General features: G+C 60.1%; 16 protein-coding genes. 13 read left to right on the top strand and 3 right to left on the bottom strand.

Going from position 1 to position 18,735, the window contains the following annotated elements:
- Window positions 1-25 precede the first annotated feature (25 nt).
- Entirely contained in the window at window positions 26-1,285 is a 1,260-nt protein-coding gene (locus tag NBG89_RS09025; protein WP_431322526.1) for a glycerate kinase type-2 family protein, read from the top strand.
- A gap of 400 nt (window positions 1,286-1,685) precedes the next feature.
- On the top strand, window positions 1,686-2,453 hold the full coding sequence (locus tag NBG89_RS09020) for an SDR family NAD(P)-dependent oxidoreductase (protein ID WP_431322525.1): 768 nt from the start codon (window positions 1,686-1,688) through the stop codon (window positions 2,451-2,453).
- 81 nt (window positions 2,454-2,534) lie between these two features.
- On the opposite strand, the gene NBG89_RS09015 is transcribed toward NBG89_RS09020, so the two are convergent.
- Entirely contained in the window at window positions 2,535-3,746 is a 1,212-nt protein-coding gene (locus NBG89_RS09015; RefSeq protein ID WP_431322646.1) for an MFS transporter, read from the bottom strand.
- 108 nt (window positions 3,747-3,854) lie between these two features.
- Between NBG89_RS09015 and NBG89_RS09010 the strand changes: the two genes are divergently transcribed.
- The 10 genes from NBG89_RS09010 to NBG89_RS08965 all read left to right on the top strand — a co-directional run bounded on the left by NBG89_RS09010 (window position 3,855) and on the right by NBG89_RS08965 (window position 15,922).
- Window positions 3,855-4,673, top strand: coding sequence for an AraC family transcriptional regulator (locus NBG89_RS09010; RefSeq protein ID WP_431322524.1), 819 nt, complete (start codon window positions 3,855-3,857; stop codon window positions 4,671-4,673).
- A gap of 213 nt (window positions 4,674-4,886) precedes the next feature.
- Window positions 4,887-6,404 carry a glycerol-3-phosphate dehydrogenase gene (gene glpD, locus NBG89_RS09005; protein WP_431322523.1) on the top strand — a complete coding sequence of 506 codons (1,518 nt, stop codon included), beginning with the start codon at window positions 4,887-4,889 and terminating at the stop codon, window positions 6,402-6,404.
- Window positions 6,405-6,445: 41 nt separating this feature from the next.
- Window positions 6,446-7,522 carry an ABC transporter ATP-binding protein gene (locus tag NBG89_RS09000; protein ID WP_431322522.1) on the top strand — a complete coding sequence of 359 codons (1,077 nt, stop codon included), beginning with the start codon at window positions 6,446-6,448 and terminating at the stop codon, window positions 7,520-7,522.
- 11 nt (window positions 7,523-7,533) lie between these two features.
- Window positions 7,534-8,604 (top strand): ABC transporter ATP-binding protein, encoded by a 1,071-nt coding sequence (locus NBG89_RS08995; RefSeq protein ID WP_431322521.1) that lies wholly within the window; start codon window positions 7,534-7,536, stop codon window positions 8,602-8,604.
- Window positions 8,605-8,606: 2 nt separating this feature from the next.
- Window positions 8,607-9,473, top strand: a complete 867-nt coding sequence (locus NBG89_RS08990; RefSeq protein WP_088694424.1) for a carbohydrate ABC transporter permease — start codon at window positions 8,607-8,609, stop codon at window positions 9,471-9,473.
- 14 nt (window positions 9,474-9,487) lie between these two features.
- Window positions 9,488-10,315 (top strand): carbohydrate ABC transporter permease, encoded by an 828-nt coding sequence (locus NBG89_RS08985; protein WP_088694423.1) that lies wholly within the window; start codon window positions 9,488-9,490, stop codon window positions 10,313-10,315.
- Between the two features lie 16 nt (window positions 10,316-10,331).
- Entirely contained in the window at window positions 10,332-10,613 is a 282-nt protein-coding gene (locus NBG89_RS08980; RefSeq protein ID WP_088694422.1) for a DUF2160 domain-containing protein, read from the top strand.
- A gap of 78 nt (window positions 10,614-10,691) precedes the next feature.
- Window positions 10,692-12,416, top strand: coding sequence for an ABC transporter substrate-binding protein (locus NBG89_RS08975; protein ID WP_088694421.1), 1,725 nt, complete (start codon window positions 10,692-10,694; stop codon window positions 12,414-12,416).
- 149 nt (window positions 12,417-12,565) lie between these two features.
- A complete protein-coding gene (gene glpK, locus NBG89_RS08970) occupies window positions 12,566-14,080 on the top strand; it encodes a glycerol kinase GlpK (RefSeq protein ID WP_431322520.1) in 1,515 nt (504 codons plus the stop codon).
- 180 nt (window positions 14,081-14,260) lie between these two features.
- Window positions 14,261-15,922, top strand: a complete 1,662-nt coding sequence (locus tag NBG89_RS08965; RefSeq protein WP_431322519.1) for a phosphoethanolamine transferase — start codon at window positions 14,261-14,263, stop codon at window positions 15,920-15,922.
- A gap of 90 nt (window positions 15,923-16,012) precedes the next feature.
- On the opposite strand, the gene NBG89_RS08960 is transcribed toward NBG89_RS08965, so the two are convergent.
- Both NBG89_RS08960 and NBG89_RS08955 read right to left on the bottom strand, forming a co-directional pair.
- Window positions 16,013-16,372, bottom strand: coding sequence for a response regulator (locus NBG89_RS08960; RefSeq protein WP_088694418.1), 360 nt, complete (start codon window positions 16,370-16,372; stop codon window positions 16,013-16,015).
- Window positions 16,373-16,584: 212 nt separating this feature from the next.
- Window positions 16,585-17,370, bottom strand: coding sequence for an IclR family transcriptional regulator (locus NBG89_RS08955; protein ID WP_431322518.1), 786 nt, complete (start codon window positions 17,368-17,370; stop codon window positions 16,585-16,587).
- Window positions 17,371-17,525: 155 nt separating this feature from the next.
- On the opposite strand from NBG89_RS08955, the gene NBG89_RS08950 reads away from it, so the two are divergent.
- Window positions 17,526-18,680, top strand: a complete 1,155-nt coding sequence (locus NBG89_RS08950; RefSeq protein WP_431322517.1) for an amidohydrolase — start codon at window positions 17,526-17,528, stop codon at window positions 18,678-18,680.
- Window positions 18,681-18,735 lie beyond the last annotated feature (55 nt).

Here is an 18,735-nt window from a genome sequence, read left to right as displayed (position 1 = left end):
GCGAACTTTGAAAATGGAGTAGGGTTTGACTTCCGATCCACGCGCTTTCCTGCAAACCCTGTTTCAGGAGGCGGTCAAGGCCGCCGACCCGTACGAGGCATTGGTTCGCCATCTGCCAGATCCGCCGAAAGGCAGGACAATCGTTGTCGGAGCGGGAAAGGCAGCAAGCCAAATGGCGGCGGCGTTCGAGCGCGCCTGGTCTCACCCATTCGACGGTCTGGTTGTTGCCAGGCACGGGCCGGTCGCGGACTGCCGATCGACCAAGATTCTACAGGCGGCTCATCCCGTCCCAGATAGAGCGGGTCTCATCGCCGCCGAGGCGCTCATGAACCATCTGCACGGGCTGACTTCCGACGATTTGGTTATCGCCCTGATATCCGGTGGCGGTTCTGCCCTTCTGCCGGCCCCACCGACCGGCTTCACCCTCGCCGACGAAAGCGCCCTGAACGAAGCGCTCCTGGCGTCGGGTGCTCCGATCTCCGGCATGAATGTCGTGCGGAAGCATTTCTCTCGCATCAAGGGCGGGCGGCTCGCCGCTCTTGCTCACCCGGCAAAGGTCGTCAGCCTTGTCGTTTCCGATGTTCCGGGAGACAATCCGGCCTTCGTTGCGTCGGGGCCAACGGTGCCTGACAGCAGCGATGCCGAGGAGGCGCTGCGCGTGATCCGGGATTACCGGATCGATCTCCCGGCGCGTGTGATCGACTGTATCCGAAACGCCAGAGCGCCAGGGGCCGGCGATCGCATGTTCGCCAACAACGAGGTCCATGTGATTGCCTCGGCGCGGGTGTCCCTGGAGGCTGCTGCCGAGCGTGCAAGATCCCTTGGCGTGCAACCTCTTATTCTTTCGGATTCGATCGAAGGCGAGGCGAAGGATATCGGTCGGATGCACGCGGCGCTTGCTCGTGAGTTTTTGGCGACGCCTCCGGTTGCAAAGCCTCTGGTGCTGCTTTCCGGTGGGGAGACCACCGTCAGCATCGGATCTGGAACATACGGCAAAGGCGGACGAAACTCCGAGTTTCTCCTCTCCGCAGCAATCGATCTTCAGGGCGTCGACGGTGTCGTGGCGATGGCTGCGGATACCGATGGCATCGACGGGTCCGAAGACAATGCCGGTGCCTTCTGCGACGGCGGGACGGTGGCGCGCATCAGGAGCGCCGGCGGCGATGCGCGGGCGTTCCTCGCGCGCCACGATGCATGGTCGGCCTTCAACCTCGCGGGCGATCTCTTCGTGTCGGGACCGACGGGTACGAACGTGAATGATTTCCGCGCTTTTCTTGTAAAGTAGGCTGGCAGCGAATGGGCGAGCAGCTTTAGCGTGTGCCGGTCGTTTGCGTCTGCGTCAAGCGCAGGCAACGGTAAATCAGTGCGCGGCAAGCCTTGTCGGCACGACGTCACCAACACTTATGTCTTTGTTGTGTTTGAGGAAGCCCGCCCCAGGCCCCTCAGGGGCGGGCTCTATCGATCCGGACCCCTCCGGACCGCGGCTGATGGTGAGCCGCTGAAAATACAAATGCCCGGTGTCGCGCCTTGAGACAACCAAAAGCTGCTTTGTTGGTTATTTGGTAAGGTTACCGGCGGTTCGGCGTACCGTCTGGACATCGGACGGGACTCTCTTCAACACTGCGTGCGGGTGCGTTCCTCGACGAGGAGTGAGCGAGGCTGAACAACGGAAAAGGGGATTGGTCATGGTCGACCGGCTGAAAGGGAAGATCGCAATTGTTTCAGGTGGCGCGACAGGCATGGGCGGGGCGGCCTCGCGTCTCTTTGCTGCCGAGGGCGCCAAGGTGGCGATCATTGACCGGAATGAAGCGGCGGCTCGCCAAACGGCGGAGGAGATCAGCGCGGCAGGCCATGTCGCCGATTACTGGATCGCCGACGTGTCGGAAGAGGCCGCCGTCATCGCGGCAGTCAAGGGTGTGGAAGAAAGGTTCGGCGCCGTCACGGTGCTCTTCAATCACGCGGGGACGATCGTCATCAAGCCGTTCCTCGAGACCACGCTCGATGAGTGGGAGTGGCTCCATGCGGTCAACGTGCGTTCGATGTTCCTGATGACGCGGGCCGTGCTGCCTGGGATGATAGCCGCGGGTGGTGGTTCCATCGTCTGCACTTCATCGATCTCGGCAGTGGCGGCAACGCCGATGGAAGTGCTCTACGACACCACCAAGGGCGCGGTGCATATGTTCGCGCGCGCGATCGGGGTGGAGTTCAGGGACCGGAACATTCGCTGCAATGCCGTCTGCCCCGGCTTCATCCGCACACCGCACGGATTGCGTGAGGTCAGCGAATTGCAGAAGCTTGGCGTCGATGTGTCGGACGCTGCCATTGCCGCTCAGCAGGGCCGGATCGGCGAGCCTGAGGACGTGGCGCGCGCCGCGCTCTACCTCGCCAGTGACGAATCGATGTTCGTCAATGGCGCGCATCTCTTTGTCGATAATGGGTTCACCGCTATCTAGGTGCGCGAGACTTGCCAGCGCAAAATAAAGGGGCCGAGATCGTGATCTCGGCCCCTGTCATCCGTGCGCTGCAGAACTCGCTTACTTGCCCGCTTTCGTGGCGTGGCGGCGGCCTTTGCCGATATCGGGCAGGAAGATGGTGAGCAGACCGAGCAGCGGCAGATACGAGCAGATCTTATAGACGAACTCGATGCCCATGTGGTCGGCCACCATGCCGAGGCCTGCTGCGCCGATGCCGCCGATACCGAAGGCAAAGCCAAAGAACAGACCGGCGATCATGCCGACGCGACCTGGAACCAACTCCTGCGCAAAGACGACAATGGCCGAGAAGGCCGAGGCGAGAATGACGCCGATCAGGAAGGTCAGGAAGACAGTCCAGCTGTAGTCGGCATAAGGCAGGGCAAGCGTGAAGGGCAGGGCGCCGAGGATCGAGAACCAGATCACGAACTTGGTGCCGAACCAGTCGACGACGGGACCGCCCGCGACGGTGCCGATGGCGACGGCGCCGAGGAATACGAACAGCAGGATCTGCGCGTGCTGCACGGACACGCCGAATCGCTCGATCATGTAGAAGGTGTAGTAGCTCGAAAGGCTTGTCATGTAGACGTATTTCGAGAACACCAGCAGCGCGAGGACGCCGATCGCCGCGATCACCTTCGCGCGCGGGAGATGTACGGCAGGTACCGCTGCCTTGCGGCCGGCATTGTTCTTGCGGTGGTCGGCATACCAGGCGCCGACGCGCCACAGGATGATCATGCCGGTCAGCGCTGCAAGCGAGAACCATGCAACGCTATGCTGGCCACGCGGCAGCACGATGAAGGCCGCCAAAAGCGGACCGATCGCCGAGCCGAAGTTGCCGCCAACCTGGAATAGCGACTGAGCAAGGCCATGGCGTCCGCCTGATGCCAGCCGGGCAACGCGTGAGGATTCCGGATGGAATACGGCGGAGCCGAGGCCGACGACGCCCGCACCGATCAGCAGAACCCAATAGGCGTGCGCATAGGCGAGCAGCACCAAACCGATGAGCGTGAAGCCCATGCCGGCAGACAATGAGTAGGGCAATGGGCGCTTGTCAGTGTAGATGCCGATTAGCGGCTGTAGGAGCGATGCAGTGACTTGAAACACCAGGCCAAGGAAGCCGATCTGCGTGAAATCGAGGCCGTAGCCGTCCTTGATCATCGGATAGAGAGCGGGGATCAGCGACTGCATGGTATCGTTTAGGAGATGGCAGAAGCTCACCGCCATGATGATGCCGAAAACCGTCTGTTCCGCAGAGTGCCTCTCTGCCGTCATTGCGCTGTTTGTCACGATTTTACTCCGTCCCTTGACGATCTGGAGATAGCGGACTTGCCGCTGTCCCGCTTTCGTGTTTTGGTCTTGTTATTTCGCGAGTGGGCCAAAATGACAAAATCCAGACATGGGTTGGCGATGAGCGAGCTGGCCAGGCTCCATGTGGAGCGTCTTGCAGCCATCGAGGCCGCCTCCGAGCCGGTCTACGCCATCCCGTCGGAATACCCGGCTGGCTACCATGTGAAGCCGCACAGCCATAGCCGTGCGCAGTTCGTCTATGCCCGCGCCGGTGTCGCCATGGTGTCGTCCATACAGGGGCGCTGGATGGTACCGCCGCAGCATGCGCTTTGGATCCCGGCGGGTCTCGTCCACACGGTCGACATGCTCGGCGATGTCACGATGCTGTCCGCATATGTCGCGCCCCGTGCCTTGGCCGATCCGCCGTCGGTCGTGCGTGTCGTAGCCGTGACCGACTTTGCCAGGGCACTGTTCATCGAGGCCGTGTCGCCGCCGGACGCCAAGAGCGACCGGCGCGATCTCGTCATGGCGCTATTGCTTGAGGAGGTCTTGCGGCTTCCTGACAGGCCGTTGGGATTGCCGGTTCCCTCCGATACTCGCTTGGCGGCGCTCTGCCGCGGCTTCATGGAAAGTCCGAGCGCCCGGCTGGTGATCGACGATTGGGCGGACCAGCTTGCCATGAGCCGACGTGCTTTCACCCGATTCTTCCGGAAGGAGACGGGAATCAGTCTGTCGATCTGGCGCCAGCAAGCTGCGGTATTCACCGCCTTGCCCCGCCTCGCCGCCGGGGAGAACGTTACGGCCGTTGCCCTCGACCTCGGTTACGACAGCGTCGCCGCCTTTACAACCATGTTCAGGCGGATGATGGGGGCCGCGCCCCGCAGTTATTTCAGAGCACCTGAACAGTATTGAGGGTTTTCCGGACGATGGATTCGCTGTTTCGCAAGGCCGCGCGATATCGGCGCCGCGCCTCGGTGTGACGTCTACCTTCACAGCAAGCCTGTGGGTTTCGAAAATTCGAAAAACATTCGTTTGACATTCGAATAATCTTCGATTTAATTGCATTTACTTTCGCAAATGCGCAGGCATGTTGCGTTGCGGTATATTTTGGCTCGGAGGGGGAACGTGAGCCGTCAGATTCACGATCTTTTCATTATCGGCGGCGGTATCAATGGCTGCGGGATCGCGCGTGATGCGGTTGGGCGCGGCTATTCGGTTGCGCTTGCCGAGATGAACGACTTTGCGTCCGGCACGTCCTCCGGCGCGACCAAGCTCATCCATGGTGGCTTGCGATATCTCGAGCACTACGAATTTCGTCTGGTGCGCGAATCGCTGATGGAGCGCGAAGTGCTCTGGGCAATGGCGCCGCACATCATATGGCCAATGCGGTTCGTGCTGCCCTATCACAAGGGCGGCATCCGCCCGGCGTGGCTCATCCGGCTTGGACTGTTTCTCTATGATCATCTCGGCGGTCGCAAGCTTTTGCCGCCGACCGCGGTTCTCGACATGCGCCGCGATCCGGCTGCCAAACCATTGAAAGCACTTTTCACGAAGGCCTTCGAGTATTCGGATGGCTGGGTCGACGACGCGCGTATGGTCGTTCTCAACGCCCGGGACGCCGCCGACCGCGGCGCGCTAATCATGCCAAGGACGAAGGTCGTTTCGGCGCTGCGCGAGAACGGCTTGTGGTCGATCGAAACGATCGACACTGTTAGCGGGCAATCCAACAGCTTTCAGTCGCGAATGCTGGTGAATGCCGCCGGTCCATGGGTCGATCATGTCATTCGTGCGGCTTTCGGGCAGAACGAAGCCCACCATGTACGGCTCGTGCAGGGCAGCCACATCATCGTGAAGAAGAAGTTCGACGATCCGCGGGCCTATTTCTTCCAGAATCCGGATAACCGCATCATTTTCGCCATTCCCTACGAGCAGGACTTCACGCTGATCGGTACCACCGACCGTGACTACTCGGCCGATCCGAAAGATGTGAAGATATCCGAGGAAGAGACGACCTATCTCTGCAACGCGGCGAGCGAGTATTTCAAGGAACCCGTGCGGCCGGAAGATATCGTCTGGACTTATTCGGCCGTGCGGCCGCTGTTCGACGACGGCGCCTCCAAGGCGCAGGAGGCGACCCGCGACTACGTGCTGAAGATCGAAGGCGAGGGCAAGGATGCCCCGCTGCTCAACGTCTTTGGTGGCAAACTCACGACCTATCGGCGGCTATCCGAGCATGCGCTGGAAAAGATCGCCGCGGCGATCGGCGGCAAAGGCACGCCTTGGACAGCTAAGAGTCATCTGCCGGGCGGGGATTTCGCTGCGACCGGCTATGAGGCGGAAGTCGGAAAGCTGAAGGGTCGCTATCCGTTCCTCGCCGACCGTCACGCCCGGCGGCTGTTGCGCCGATACGGCACAAAGGCATCAGTCCTGCTTGGCCGTGCGGCCAGCGCCGAGGAGCTTGGACGCTATTTCGGCGGCGATCTCTATGAGGTCGAAGTTCGCTATCTCATCGATCACGAATGGGCCAGAAGCGCGGACGATGTGCTCTGGCGAAGAACGAAGGACGGCCTGCGTCTGACCAAGGAACAGGCTGCGCTGTTGGAGGAGTACATGGCTGCGCGACCGGCACAAATGGCTGGTTGAAGCAGTAATGTCCCCGCTGTTGAGGAGGCACGGGAACCGGAATGCTTGAATTGCGGAACGCTGCAAAGATGGTGGGCGGGGAGTATCACATCCACGCGACCGATCTTGCGTTTGAAAAAGGCACGCTGAATGTGCTGCTGGGGCCGACGCTGTCCGGCAAGACGTCGCTGATGCGGCTGATGGCCGGGCTCGATCGGCCGACCAGCGGTTCGGTCCATTTTGACGGTGTTGATGTGACTGGCATGCCGGTGCAGAAGCGCAATGTCGCGATGGTCTACCAGCAGTTCATCAACTATCCGGCCCTGACAGTGTACGAGAACATCGCCTCGCCGATGCGCATTGCGGGTAAGGATACGGCGACGATCGACCGGGAAGTGCGCAAAGCCGCCGATCTTTTGCGCCTCACGCCCTATCTGGACCGCACGCCGCTCAATCTCTCAGGTGGTCAGCAGCAGCGCACGGCGCTTGCTCGCGCCCTCGTCAAGAATGCCAGCCTGGTGCTGATGGATGAGCCGCTCGCCAACCTTGACTACAAGCTGCGCGAGGAACTGCGGGCTGAATTGCCTAGGATATTCGCGCAATCCGGCGCCATCTTCGTCTACGCCACGACAGAGCCTTCCGAAGCGCTTCTGCTCGGCGGCAACACGGCGACGCTTTCAGAAGGACGTGTGACGCAGTTCGGGCCGACCATATCGGTCTATCGAAATCCGTTCGACCTTGTGACGGCGAAGACCTTTGCTGATCCGCCACTCAATTTCATTGATGTCGTAAAGGTTGGCGGAGCGTTCCAGAGGCAGGGTGCGGACATGTTGCCGGTGCCCTCGCACCTGGCCGGAATGGTCGATGGTCCCGTGACGATCGCCTTCCATCCGCATCACCTCGGTCTTTCATTGCAAACCCCGACCGCGGCGAGGCTGCAAGCTCGCACGCAGATCTCGGAGATCACCGGCTCCGAGAGCTTCGTGCACCTGGATTTCGATGGCGTGCGCTGGGTCATGCTCGCCCACGGCATTCACAACATCGATCCGGATACCGAGGTCGATATCTATCTCGACACGCGTCACGTCATGGCTTTTGGCACCGACGGTCGCGCAATCGCAACTGGCGCAAAGGCGTAAGGGAGAAGGACATGGCACGCATCACGCTCGACCACATCCGCCACGCCTACGGACCGAATCCGAAGTCTGACGCCGACTACGCGCTTCGCGAAGTCGATCACGAATGGAGGGACGGCGGCGCCTACGCGCTTCTTGGTCCATCCGGCTGCGGAAAGACGACACTGTTGAACATCATTTCCGGCCTGCTGCAGCCATCGCATGGCCGCATCCTGTTCGATGGAAACGATGTGACGAATCTTTCCACGCAGGCGCGCAACATCGCGCAGGTGTTCCAGTTCCCCGTCATCTACGACACCATGACCGTCTACGACAATCTGGCCTTTCCGCTGCGCAATCGCGGTGTTGCCGAGCCGGAAGTCGATCGCCGCGTTCGCGATATTCTTGAGATGATCGATCTCGGCGGGATGGCTAAACGCAAGGCACAGGGCCTGACGGCCGACCAGAAGCAGAAGATCTCGCTGGGTCGCGGATTGGTCCGCAACGATGTCAACGCGATCCTGTTCGACGAGCCTCTGACCGTGATCGACCCGCATATGAAGTGGGTGTTGCGTTCGCAGTTGAAGCGCCTGCACAAGCAGTTCGGCTTCACCATGGTCTATGTTACCCACGATCAGACGGAGGCGCTGACCTTCGCCGATAAGGTCGTCGTCATGTACGAGGGGCAGATTGTCCAGATCGGCACGCCTGCAGAGCTTTTCGAGCGACCGAGCCACACGTTCGTCGGCTACTTCATCGGCTCACCGGGCATGAACGTTCTGCCGGTGCAGTTGCAGGGCAATGCCGTCCGCATCGGCAGCGAGACACTGTCATTGGACTATGCACCGCAAACGGCTGCCGGGGCCAAGACCGAGCTCGGCATCCGTCCGGAATTCGTCAATCTCGGCCGCGAGGGAATGCCTGTCAGCGTCAACAGGGTGGAGGACATCGGTCGGCAGAAGATCATACGGGCGACGTTTGCCGGGCAGCCGATTGCCATCGTCGTGACGGAGGACTTTGAAATCCCGGCCGATGCGCGGGTGACCTTCGATCCGGCTGCAATCAATATTTACGCCAATTCCTGGCGCGTCGGCAGGGAGGGCTGAGCATGGAAAAGACCTGGAACAACAAAGCCTGGTTTCTGGTTCTGCCGGTTCTGGTGCTGGTGGCCTTCTCAGCCGTTATTCCGCTGATGACCGTTGTGAACTACTCGGTGCAGGATACGTTCGGGAACAACGAGTTCTTCTGGGCGGGTACGGACTGGTTCGTGCAGACGCTTCATTCCGACCGCTTCTGGGCGGCGCTGCAGCGGAACCTTGCCTTCTCACTGATCATTCTGGCGCTGCAGATCCCGCTCGGCATCTTCATCGCGCTCAACATGCCGAAGAAGGGTCTCGGCGTGCCAGTCTGCCTCGTGCTGATGGCGCTGCCGCTGCTCATCCCATGGAACGTGGTCGGGACCATCTGGCAGGTTTTCGGTCGTGTCGACATCGGCCTCCTCGGCCATACGCTTGAGGCAATGGGGTTTGACTACAACTATGTCCGCGACCCCCTCGATGCATGGATCACCATCATCGTGATGGACGTCTGGCATTGGACAAGCCTTGTGGTGCTGCTCTGCTATGCCGGCCTCGTTTCGATCCCGGACGCCTACTATCAGGCGGCGAAGATCGACGGCGCGTCGCGCTGGTCCGTCTTCCGCTACATTCAGCTGCCGAAAATGAACCGCGTCTTGCTCATCGCCGTGCTGCTGCGCTTCATGGACAGCTTCATGATCTACACCGAGCCTTTCGTCGTCACCGGCGGCGGCCCCGGCAACTCGACCACGTTCCTGTCGATCGACCTTGTGAAGATGGCCGTCGGCCAGTTCGACCTCGGTCCCGCAGCGGCAATGTCGATCATCTACTTCCTGATCATCCTGCTGCTGTCGTGGGTCTTCTACACCGTCATGACCAGCAGCGACGCAAACGCCTGAGAAAGGAGAGGACCATGGCTCAGACAATGAAATACAAGCCTGCGGGCAACTTCTCCTGGGTCGTTTCGACGATCTACATCATCTTCCTGCTGCTGCCGATCTATTGGCTGATCAATATGAGCTTCAAGGAGAATGCCGAGATCACCGGCACCTTCTCGCTTTGGCCGCAGAACCCGACACTGCGCAACTATGGTGTGATCTTTACGGATCCGTCCTGGTACAACGGCTACATCAATTCGATCATCTATGTCGTCATGAATACGGTGATCTCGGTACTGGCGGCGCTGCCCGCGGCCTACGCCTTCTCGCGCTACCGGTTTCTGGGCGACAAGCATCTGTTCTTCTGGCTGCTGACGAACAGAATGGCACCGCCGGCGGTCTTTGCGTTGCCGTTCTTCCAGCTTTACTCAGCCTTTGGCCTCATCGACACGCACATAGCGGTGGCGCTCGCCCACTGCCTGTTCAACGTGCCGCTCGCGGTCTGGATCCTGGAAGGCTTCATGTCCGGTGTGCCAAAGGAGATCGACGAAACCGCCTACATTGACGGCTATTCCTTCCCGCGTTTCTTCGTGAAGATCTTCATGCCGCTGATCGCATCAGGCATCGGTGTCGCCGCCTTCTTCTGCTTCATGTTCTCGTGGGTGGAACTTCTGCTTGCACGGACACTGACGACGACTGCCGCAAAGCCGATTTCGGCGATCATGACGCGCACCGTCTCCGCTGCAGGGATGGATTGGGGCGTTCTGGCGGCTGCCGGTGTGCTGACCATCATTCCCGGCGCGCTCGTCATCTACTTCGTACGCAACTACATCGCCAAGGGCTTCGCGCTCGGCCGCGTCTGACAAGGGAGGACCACTCATGAACTTTTCCTGGATGGCGTGGACGCTGCCGACTGCACTGTTTTTCCTGACGATTTTCATGCTCTTGGTTGGCATGAGCGTCTGGGAGTATTTCGCACCGGGCGGTTCGCCGCGTGTGGGAATCCTCAGGTTCGAAACCACGCGAGGAGATCGGCTCTTCGTATCGCTGCTCGGCGCAGCATTCATTCATCTCGCATGGTTGGGTCTTGTCGGACCTAACCTGTGGTGGGCTCTTGCCCTCTCCGTAGTCTACGCCATCGGCGTCTTCCGCTACGTGTGACGGTAGGAAAAGACAGATGGCCGGGGGTACTGGCCGCCTGAAACGTGACGACTGCAATCGCAACCCTGGGAGGATACTATGCGAAAGCATTTACTAGCGACAACAGCAGGCATGTTGCTGGCCATGGCGGGCTCCGCCTACGCCGGCATGGATGAGGCGAAAACCTTCCTGGACAAGGAAGTCGGTGAGCTCTCGACGCTTTCCCGCGCCGACCAGGAAAAGGAAATGCAATGGTTCGTTGATGCGGCGAAGCCTTTCGCCGGCATGGACATCAAGGTGGTTTCCGAAACGCTGACCACGCATGAATACGAATCCAAGGTGCTGGCGCCGGCGTTTACCGCAATCACCGGCATCAAGATCACCCACGACCTGATCGGCGAAGGCGACGTCGTCGAGAAGCTGCAGACGCAGATGCAGTCGGGCGAGAACATCTACGACGCCTACATCAACGACTCGGATCTGATCGGTACGCATTGGCGCTACCAGCAGGCTCGCTCGCTGACTGACTGGATGGCGAACGAAGGCAAGGACGTTACGAACCCGGGCCTCGACGTTGACGACTTCATTGGCAAGTCCTTCACCACCGCCCCGGATGGCAAGCTCTACCAGCTGCCCGACCAGCAGTTCGCGAACCTCTATTGGTTCCGTTACGATTGGTTCAACGACGAGAAGAACAAGGCCGACTTCAAGGCGAAGTACGGCTACGATCTCGGCGTTCCGGTCAACTGGTCGGCCTATGAGGATATCGCCGAGTTCTTCACCGGCCGCGAGATCGGCGGCAAGAAGGTCTACGGCCATATGGACTACGGCAAGAAGGACCCGTCGCTTGGATGGCGCTTCACCGACGCCTGGCTCTCCATGGCAGGTAACGGCGACAAGGGCATTCCGAACGGCAAGCCGGTCGACGAGTGGGGCATCAAGGTCGACGAGAACTCGCGGCCGGTCGGCTCGTGCGTCGCGCGCGGCGGTGACACCAACGGCCCGGCAGGGGTCTATTCGATCCAGAAGTATCTGGATTGGCTGAAGGCGTACGCGCCGGCGGCCGCGCAGGGCATGACCTTCTCCGAGGCCGGTCCCGTTCCGTCCCAGGGTGAGGTCGCGCAGCAGATCTTTACCTATACCGCCTTCACCGCAGACTTCGTCAAGAAGGGCCTGCCGGTGGTCAACGACGATGGCACGCCGAAATGGCGCTTCGCGCCATCCCCGCACGGCGTCTACTGGAAGGACGGCATGAAGCTCGGCTACCAGGACGCCGGTTCCTGGACGCTGATGAAGTCGACGCCCGTCGACCGCGCTAAGGCGGCATGGCTCTACGCGCAGTTCGTCACGTCGAAGACGGTCGATGTGAAGAAGAGCCACGTTGGTCTGACGTTCATTCGCGAATCGACCATTCGCGATAAGAGCTTCACCGAACGCGCTCCGAAGCTTGGCGGTTTGATTGAGTTCTACCGCTCTCCGGCTCGCGTCCAATGGACACCAACTGGCACGAACGTTCCTGACTATCCGAAGCTCGCGCAGCTGTGGTGGCAGGCAATCGGTGATGCGTCTTCCGGCGCGAAGACCGCGCAGGAAGCCATGGACTCGCTTTGCGGTGAGCAGGAAAAGGTGCTGCAACGCCTGGAGCGTGCGAAGGTTCAGGGCGATATCGGTCCGAAGCTCGCCGAAGAGCATGATCTGGAATACTGGAACAAGGACGCGGTGGCCAAGGGCAACCTCGCTCCCCAGTTGAAGATCGAGAACGAGAAGGAAAAGCCGGTTACCGTCAACTACGACGAACTGGTCAAGAGCTGGCAGTCGAAGTGATCAGCGGCCTTTGGTCGGGTACGAGGCCCGACCAATAGCAATGCCGGCGGCGCTAGGTCGCCGCCGGCACCAACCACCCTTAGAAATGACCTATCGTATGAGCCGGCGCGTTTGCGGCGGCAAGGCGAACTATTGCGCCGGAGAAGACAATGAGCGGCCATATTCTCGCGATCGACCAAGGCACGACGTCATCACGTGCGATCGTCTTCGACGCCGGGATGAAGATGATCTCGTCTGCACAAGAGGAGATCAAGCAATTCTATCCGCAGCCGGGCTGGGTCGAGCATGATCCGGATGAAATCTGGACGAGCGTGGTCAGCACGGCGCGGCAAGCGCTGACGAATGCCGACATTCCGCTGGCTGATATCGCCGCGATCGGCATCACCAACCAGCGAGAGACGACGGTCGTCTGGGAGCGCAAGTCGGGTAGGCCGCTTCACAAGGCGATCGTATGGCAGGACAGGCGGACCGCGGAAGTCTGTGACAGTCTGAAGGCGGACGGCTATGAGAAGTTGTTCAGCGCGAAGACCGGGCTTCTTCTCGATCCTTACTTTTCGGGCACGAAGCTCCGCTGGCTGCTCGACAACGTCAGTGGATTGCGGGAACGCGCCGAGGCCGGCGAGGTATGTTTCGGCACTGTCGACAGCTGGCTGATCTTCAATCTGACTGGTGGACGTGTTCACGCGACGGACGCCACCAATGCATCGCGAACGCTGCTTTTCAACATAACGGAGGGTCGCTGGGACGAAGAGCTGCTCGGGCTTCTCCGTATCCCGGCGTCCATGCTCCCTGAAGTCAAGGACTGCGCTGACGACTTCGGCGTCACCGATGCTGATATCTTCGGCGCGCCGGTCCCGATCCTCGGGGTTGCTGGCGACCAGCAGGCGGCGACGATCGGCAATGCCTGCTTCAAGCCGGGCATGATGAAATCAACCTATGGGACAGGCTGCTTCGCCCTGCTGAATACGGGGCAGGATTGCGTCACCTCCAGCAACCGCATGATTACGACCATTGCCTATCGGCTAGCTGGCAAAACGACCTATGCGCTGGAAGGGTCGATTTTCATCGCCGGCGCGGCCGTTCAGTGGCTGCGTGACGGTCTTGGCCTCATTTCACAGGCGTCGGAAAGCGGCGCCCTGGCGACGCGAGCAGATCCCAATCAGCAGGTGTATGTCGTGCCCGCCTTTACGGGCCTCGGTGCTCCCTATTGGGACCCGGAGGCGCGGGGTGCGATCTTCGGTTTGACCAGAAACAGCGGGCCGGCGGAGTTGGCACATGCCGTTCTCGAATCCGTCGCCTACCAGACGCTCGATCTCCTCATCGCGATGCGGAAGGATTGGGGCGGCCATCACATCGAGACGGTCCTGCGCGTCGATGGTGGCATGGCGAGTTCCGACTGGACGATGCAACGTCTAGCCGACGTTGTCGGCAACCCGGTGGACCGGTCAGCTGTCGTCGAGACAACGGCACTGGGCGCTGCCTGGCTTGCCGGTTCCAGAGCGGGAGCCTGGCCCGATCAGGAGAATTTCGGAAAGGCATGGGCGTGCAGCCGGCGGTTCCAGCCTGCCATGGAGGAGGCGGAGCGACAGACAAAGATCGCTGGCTGGCGTAACGCGGTGTCACGCACCTTGTCGGGCGCGCAATACGGCAATCAGTTGGTCTGAACGCCTGAGGCCGTCGCTGGAATTGATTTCTCTACGCGTCCTTTGGACGCTTCGTCCCCAAGCATTCAGGTGACTGTCAGAAAATCTGGCCATGGCTGGCAAATATTGTCGACGCCGTGGACTATCTATGATTCGATCCTGCCGCCGTCGACGCTAAGATCTGGACGCGGAGACGACCAATTGAAAGATAGTGCCACCAAGGTCCGCCTGATTGAACGGCGGCCTGCAATCGGCAGCGTGACGCTTTGCCTTGTTACCACTCTCTACTTGCTTCTGGTGACAAATAGATCGTTCTGGAGCACCGCGTACGGCTATTTCGCGACCGATCATCTGTCATTTGTACTTTTTGTGATCGGTATTTCAGCGGTCAGCATGGCAATTATTACGGCCTTTTCGGCCAAGTATGTCACCAAGCCGTTTTTGATCCTCTTCGTTCTCGCGGCCGCCGCCGGCTCCTGGTTTGCCGATCAGTTCGGTGTGGTCGTGGACAAGGAAATGATCCGCAACGCTGCAGTGTCGACGGGCGCGGAGGCAGGGCATCTGATAACGCCGCGCTTTGCGCTTCATATGTTGCTCACCGGCATAGTGCCGTCAGTTCTTATTATGTGGGTGCGCATCCGGCATCGCCCGCTGCTGTCAAAACTTGCTCACAACACCGGCGTGATCGTGGCTTGTCTGGCAGTCTTCGTGGTCGTCGGGTTCGGCGACTATCGCGCCTTTGCTGGCGTCGGGCGGGCGCACCGGGACATTCTCGAGCGGCTGAACCCTTTTGTGCCGATCACCAGCACCATTCGCTTTGCCGTTTCATCAGAGGAGGATGCGCACGTCGTTGCCGAGCCGGTTGGCACAGATGCCCATCGGGTCAACCGGGCGGGTCTGAACAAGCCGCGCGTGACGATCATCGTTGCGGGCGAGACGGCGCGTGCCGATGATTTTTCTCTTGGAGGGTATTCGCAGAAAACCAATCCGGAACTCGAAAAGCGGAATGTCGTCTATTTCCCGAAAACGAGCAGTTGCGGCACGGCGACGGCAATCTCGATCCCGTGCATGTTCTCCATCTACCCGCGGACTGCCTATACGCACCGCAAGGGCCTTGCGACCGAGAACCTTCTCGACGTGCTGAGCCACGCCAAGGTAGACGTATCGTGGCTGGATAATGACACTGGCAGCTATCATGTCACCGACCGCGTTGCCTACACTTCGTTGCCGCAGTCTGCCGATCCGCGCTTCTGCAAGGACGGTGAATGCCTTGATGCTATTCTGCTCGACAAGGTCGATGACTGGCTCGATCATGTGAAGGGCGACAGCGTGCTGGTGCTGCACCAGCTCGGCAGCCACGGGCCAGCCTACTTCGCGCGCTACCCCGACGAGTTCCGACGTTTCGTTCCCGACTGTCGGGCCAATGACTTTGGCAGTTGCACGCCTCAGGAGATTACTAACGCCTACGACAACACGATCCTCTATACAGACCACATCGTTTCGACGGTGATCGATAAGCTGAAACAGCATGCTGACAAAGTTGCTGGTTCGGCGATCTATCTATCGGATCACGGTGAGTCGCTTGGCGAGAACGGCATTTATCTGCACGGTGCGCCCTATATCGTGGCGCCGTCACAGCAGACGCATGTGCCGTTCCTTGTCTGGGTCGGCGACGAACTCGCTAAATCCGCCGGCTTCGATATGAGCTGTATGGCCAAGCAGACCGACGTGGAGCGCTCGCATGACAACCTCTTCCACAGCGTGCTTGGGCTCATGGACGTTGCGACCAAAGTGTATGATCCGCATCTGGATGTCTTCGCGGCGTGCCGCCGGCAGACGGATAAGGTTGCAAGTATCCCGTGATGAGCTAACTGGGCGACGGCTCTGCTGCCGCAGCGGCTGAGAGCCTCCCGCTGGTACTGGCCGCCTCTTTCTGGGGCGGCCAAATCAGTCTTAATGCTTGCGGTTTGCCGCTTTCATGCGCTCGGAAAGCTCGGAAAGCCCGAAGGGCTTCACCAGGAAATCGTCTGCGCCACTTTGCAGGCCCTCGATCTGATCCGAGGCCTGGTCATACGCTGTCAGAATAATGACGGGGACGGCATTTGCTTGTCGTCTAAGCGCCTTTAGCAGAGTAAGGCCGTTGCCATCAGGCAGTCGCAGGTCGAGCAGGATTACGCCGTAGCTGCCGGTCCCGGCCGCCTCTGTCGCTTCCGCAAGGTTGAGGCACCAGTCGACGGAATGACCGTCGGCCGCGATATGATCGCGCACGGCGTCTCCCAACAGGACATTATCCTCAACCAATAATACGTTCACGCGTCATCTTCCCTGCTGCGTGCCTGCCTCTCGGCAGCATGCCCAGCCATCCGATGGTTTGCTTGGGGGCGTCGCGCAGCGTCGCCAGGGTTTCTAATGCGACCGCTAGCTGACAATGGCCTTAAAGCCGTGTGGGATCGTGTTGAAAATTGCGGTGGCGGGCACTTCGAGGCTGCACAGCGGTAAGCGGCCAGGACGGATATCCTTCAAACTCACGCCGGTGTCCTGACGTCAGAGCCGGCCAAAAGCGAAAGCTCGCCCGCAGTCTTCATCACCATGGCGATCGTCTGGCTGATGTCAGGCGCGTCCGGCGCATTGACCAGGGCGATATAGGGGCAGGTGAGGGCTGCAATGCAGCGTCCGTCCGGCCCAAGGATCGGCGCCGAGAGATTATGGACGCCGGCTGTTTGAGCGCTCGCCATCATTTCGTAGCCGCGCTCGCGAATATGGGCGAGCCGCTCGTAAAATGCCGGGCCGAGGATGACTTCTTCACGGCTTCGGGCATGTTCCGCGATCATCATCTTCCGCTCTTCGTCGCTTCGGAAGGCGAGAAGCACGTGGCCGGAACCGGTGTCGAAAAGGCTCATATGCGAGCCGACGCGGATCGAGATACCCCAATAATCCGGCGCCTCATGCTGGGCGATCACCACTGCCGAACCGCGATCAAAAACGACCAGGTGGTTTGCCTGCTTGGTCCGCTGAGCGAGGTCACGCATCAGTGGTGTTGCGAAGGATGCCAGTCGGCGCGTTGGCGCATGCAACTGGGACAGGCCGAACAGTTTAAGCGTGAGGGTGAACCGATCGCCCTCGAGCTTGGTGACGTAGCCACGCCGGACGAGGCGGTCGAGCATGCGATAGAACTCGTTCGGGCTGCGATCGAGACGTTTGGCGATCTCCGCTTGGGTCAGCCCTTCCTCGACGCCGGCCAAAAGCTCAAGGATATCGAGCCCCTTGTCCAGTGCCGGAGCACGGTACCGATCGACGTCTTCTGCTTCCATCAACTTCCCCTGTGAATATCAACTTACATATACAAATGTGTCGTTGCCGAAAAGCGGGAGCTTATGCAGCGAACTTCTCCATCGACTATGAAAAACGGACAGGCTAGGTTCGAGCCTCACGTGGTAAGGCCACTTGTATTCCGAGGATGTCGACGATGTTTTTGACGGATGGAGAGCTCAGCGAAATCAAGATGTTTCGACGAGAGCTTCACCGCAATCCAGAAGTCTCCGGGGAGGAGGCGAAAACCGCATTGCGGGTAACGGAAGTGCTGAGTACCACCGGACCCGACCAGATCGTTGCTGGCATCGGCGGATACGGCGTTGCTGCTGTCTACGAGGGGGTAACCTCAGGACCAACCATCATGATCCGTGCGGAGCTTGACGGCCTGCCGATCGAGGAAATCGGCGATATTCCGCACCGCTCGACCGTACCAGGCAGGGGCCACCTCTGCGGCCATGACGGCCATATGGCCATCCTCATGGCACTCGCGAAGCGGCTCGGACGGAGGCGGCCTGCGAGAGGGCGGGTAGTCCTGATGTTCCAGCCAGCCGAGGAAAATGGCGCGGGCGCAGCGGCGGTGCTCGCGGATCCGAAGTTTGCCTCGCTGACGCCCGACATGTCGCTCTCGCTCCACAATTTTCCGGGCATCCCGCTTGGACACGTCCTCCTGAAAGAGGGACCTGTTAATTGTGCGTCGCGGGGAATGAAGGTCGTTCTGAAGGGCAAGACATCGCATGCTTCCTATCCGGAGCAGGGCACCGCACCGACTTTTGTGCTGGCCCGGCTGCTTGGCGATCTGACGGCATTGGGCAACAATCGGCCGCTCGGACCGGATTACTCGCTGGTCACGGTCACGCATGCGCGTCTCGGTGAGCCGGCTTTCGGCATAAGTCCCGGTGAGGCGCAAATCTGGGCGACCTTACGCACGCTGACTGATGAAGCGATGGCCGCTTTGGTCTCACGCGCCGAGCAACTTGTGTTGACCGAGGCAAAGGCCGGACGGTTGCAGGTGGAGATCAGCTACGAGGACGTGTTCCACCAGTGCTACAATTCCGCCGAAGCGGTTGCGGTGTTGCTGCGCGCTCTGGGTGACGAAGGTGTCAGCCACGACGAGACAAGCAGTCTGCTGCCAATGAAAGCATCGGAAGATTTCGGTCTGTTCCGGACCGTGGCGCCCGCTGCGATGTTCTTTCTCGGGGCAGGCGAGGACCATCCGCGACTGCATAACCCGGATTACGACTTTCCCGATGAGCTGATTGCAACCGGTTCGCGGGTTTTCATGCGAGCCATCAGGAACATTCTCGGCTGAGCGCGCCGTACTGGCCTTGCCTATCAACTACTGAACATTTCAACTACTGAACATT

Source organism: Rhizobium sp. YTU87027, assembly GCF_050644135.1.
Taxonomy (GTDB): domain Bacteria; phylum Pseudomonadota; class Alphaproteobacteria; order Rhizobiales; family Rhizobiaceae; genus Rhizobium.
Note: the sequence above shows the minus strand (reverse complement) of the source record. Positions and strands in the feature narration are given on the sequence as shown.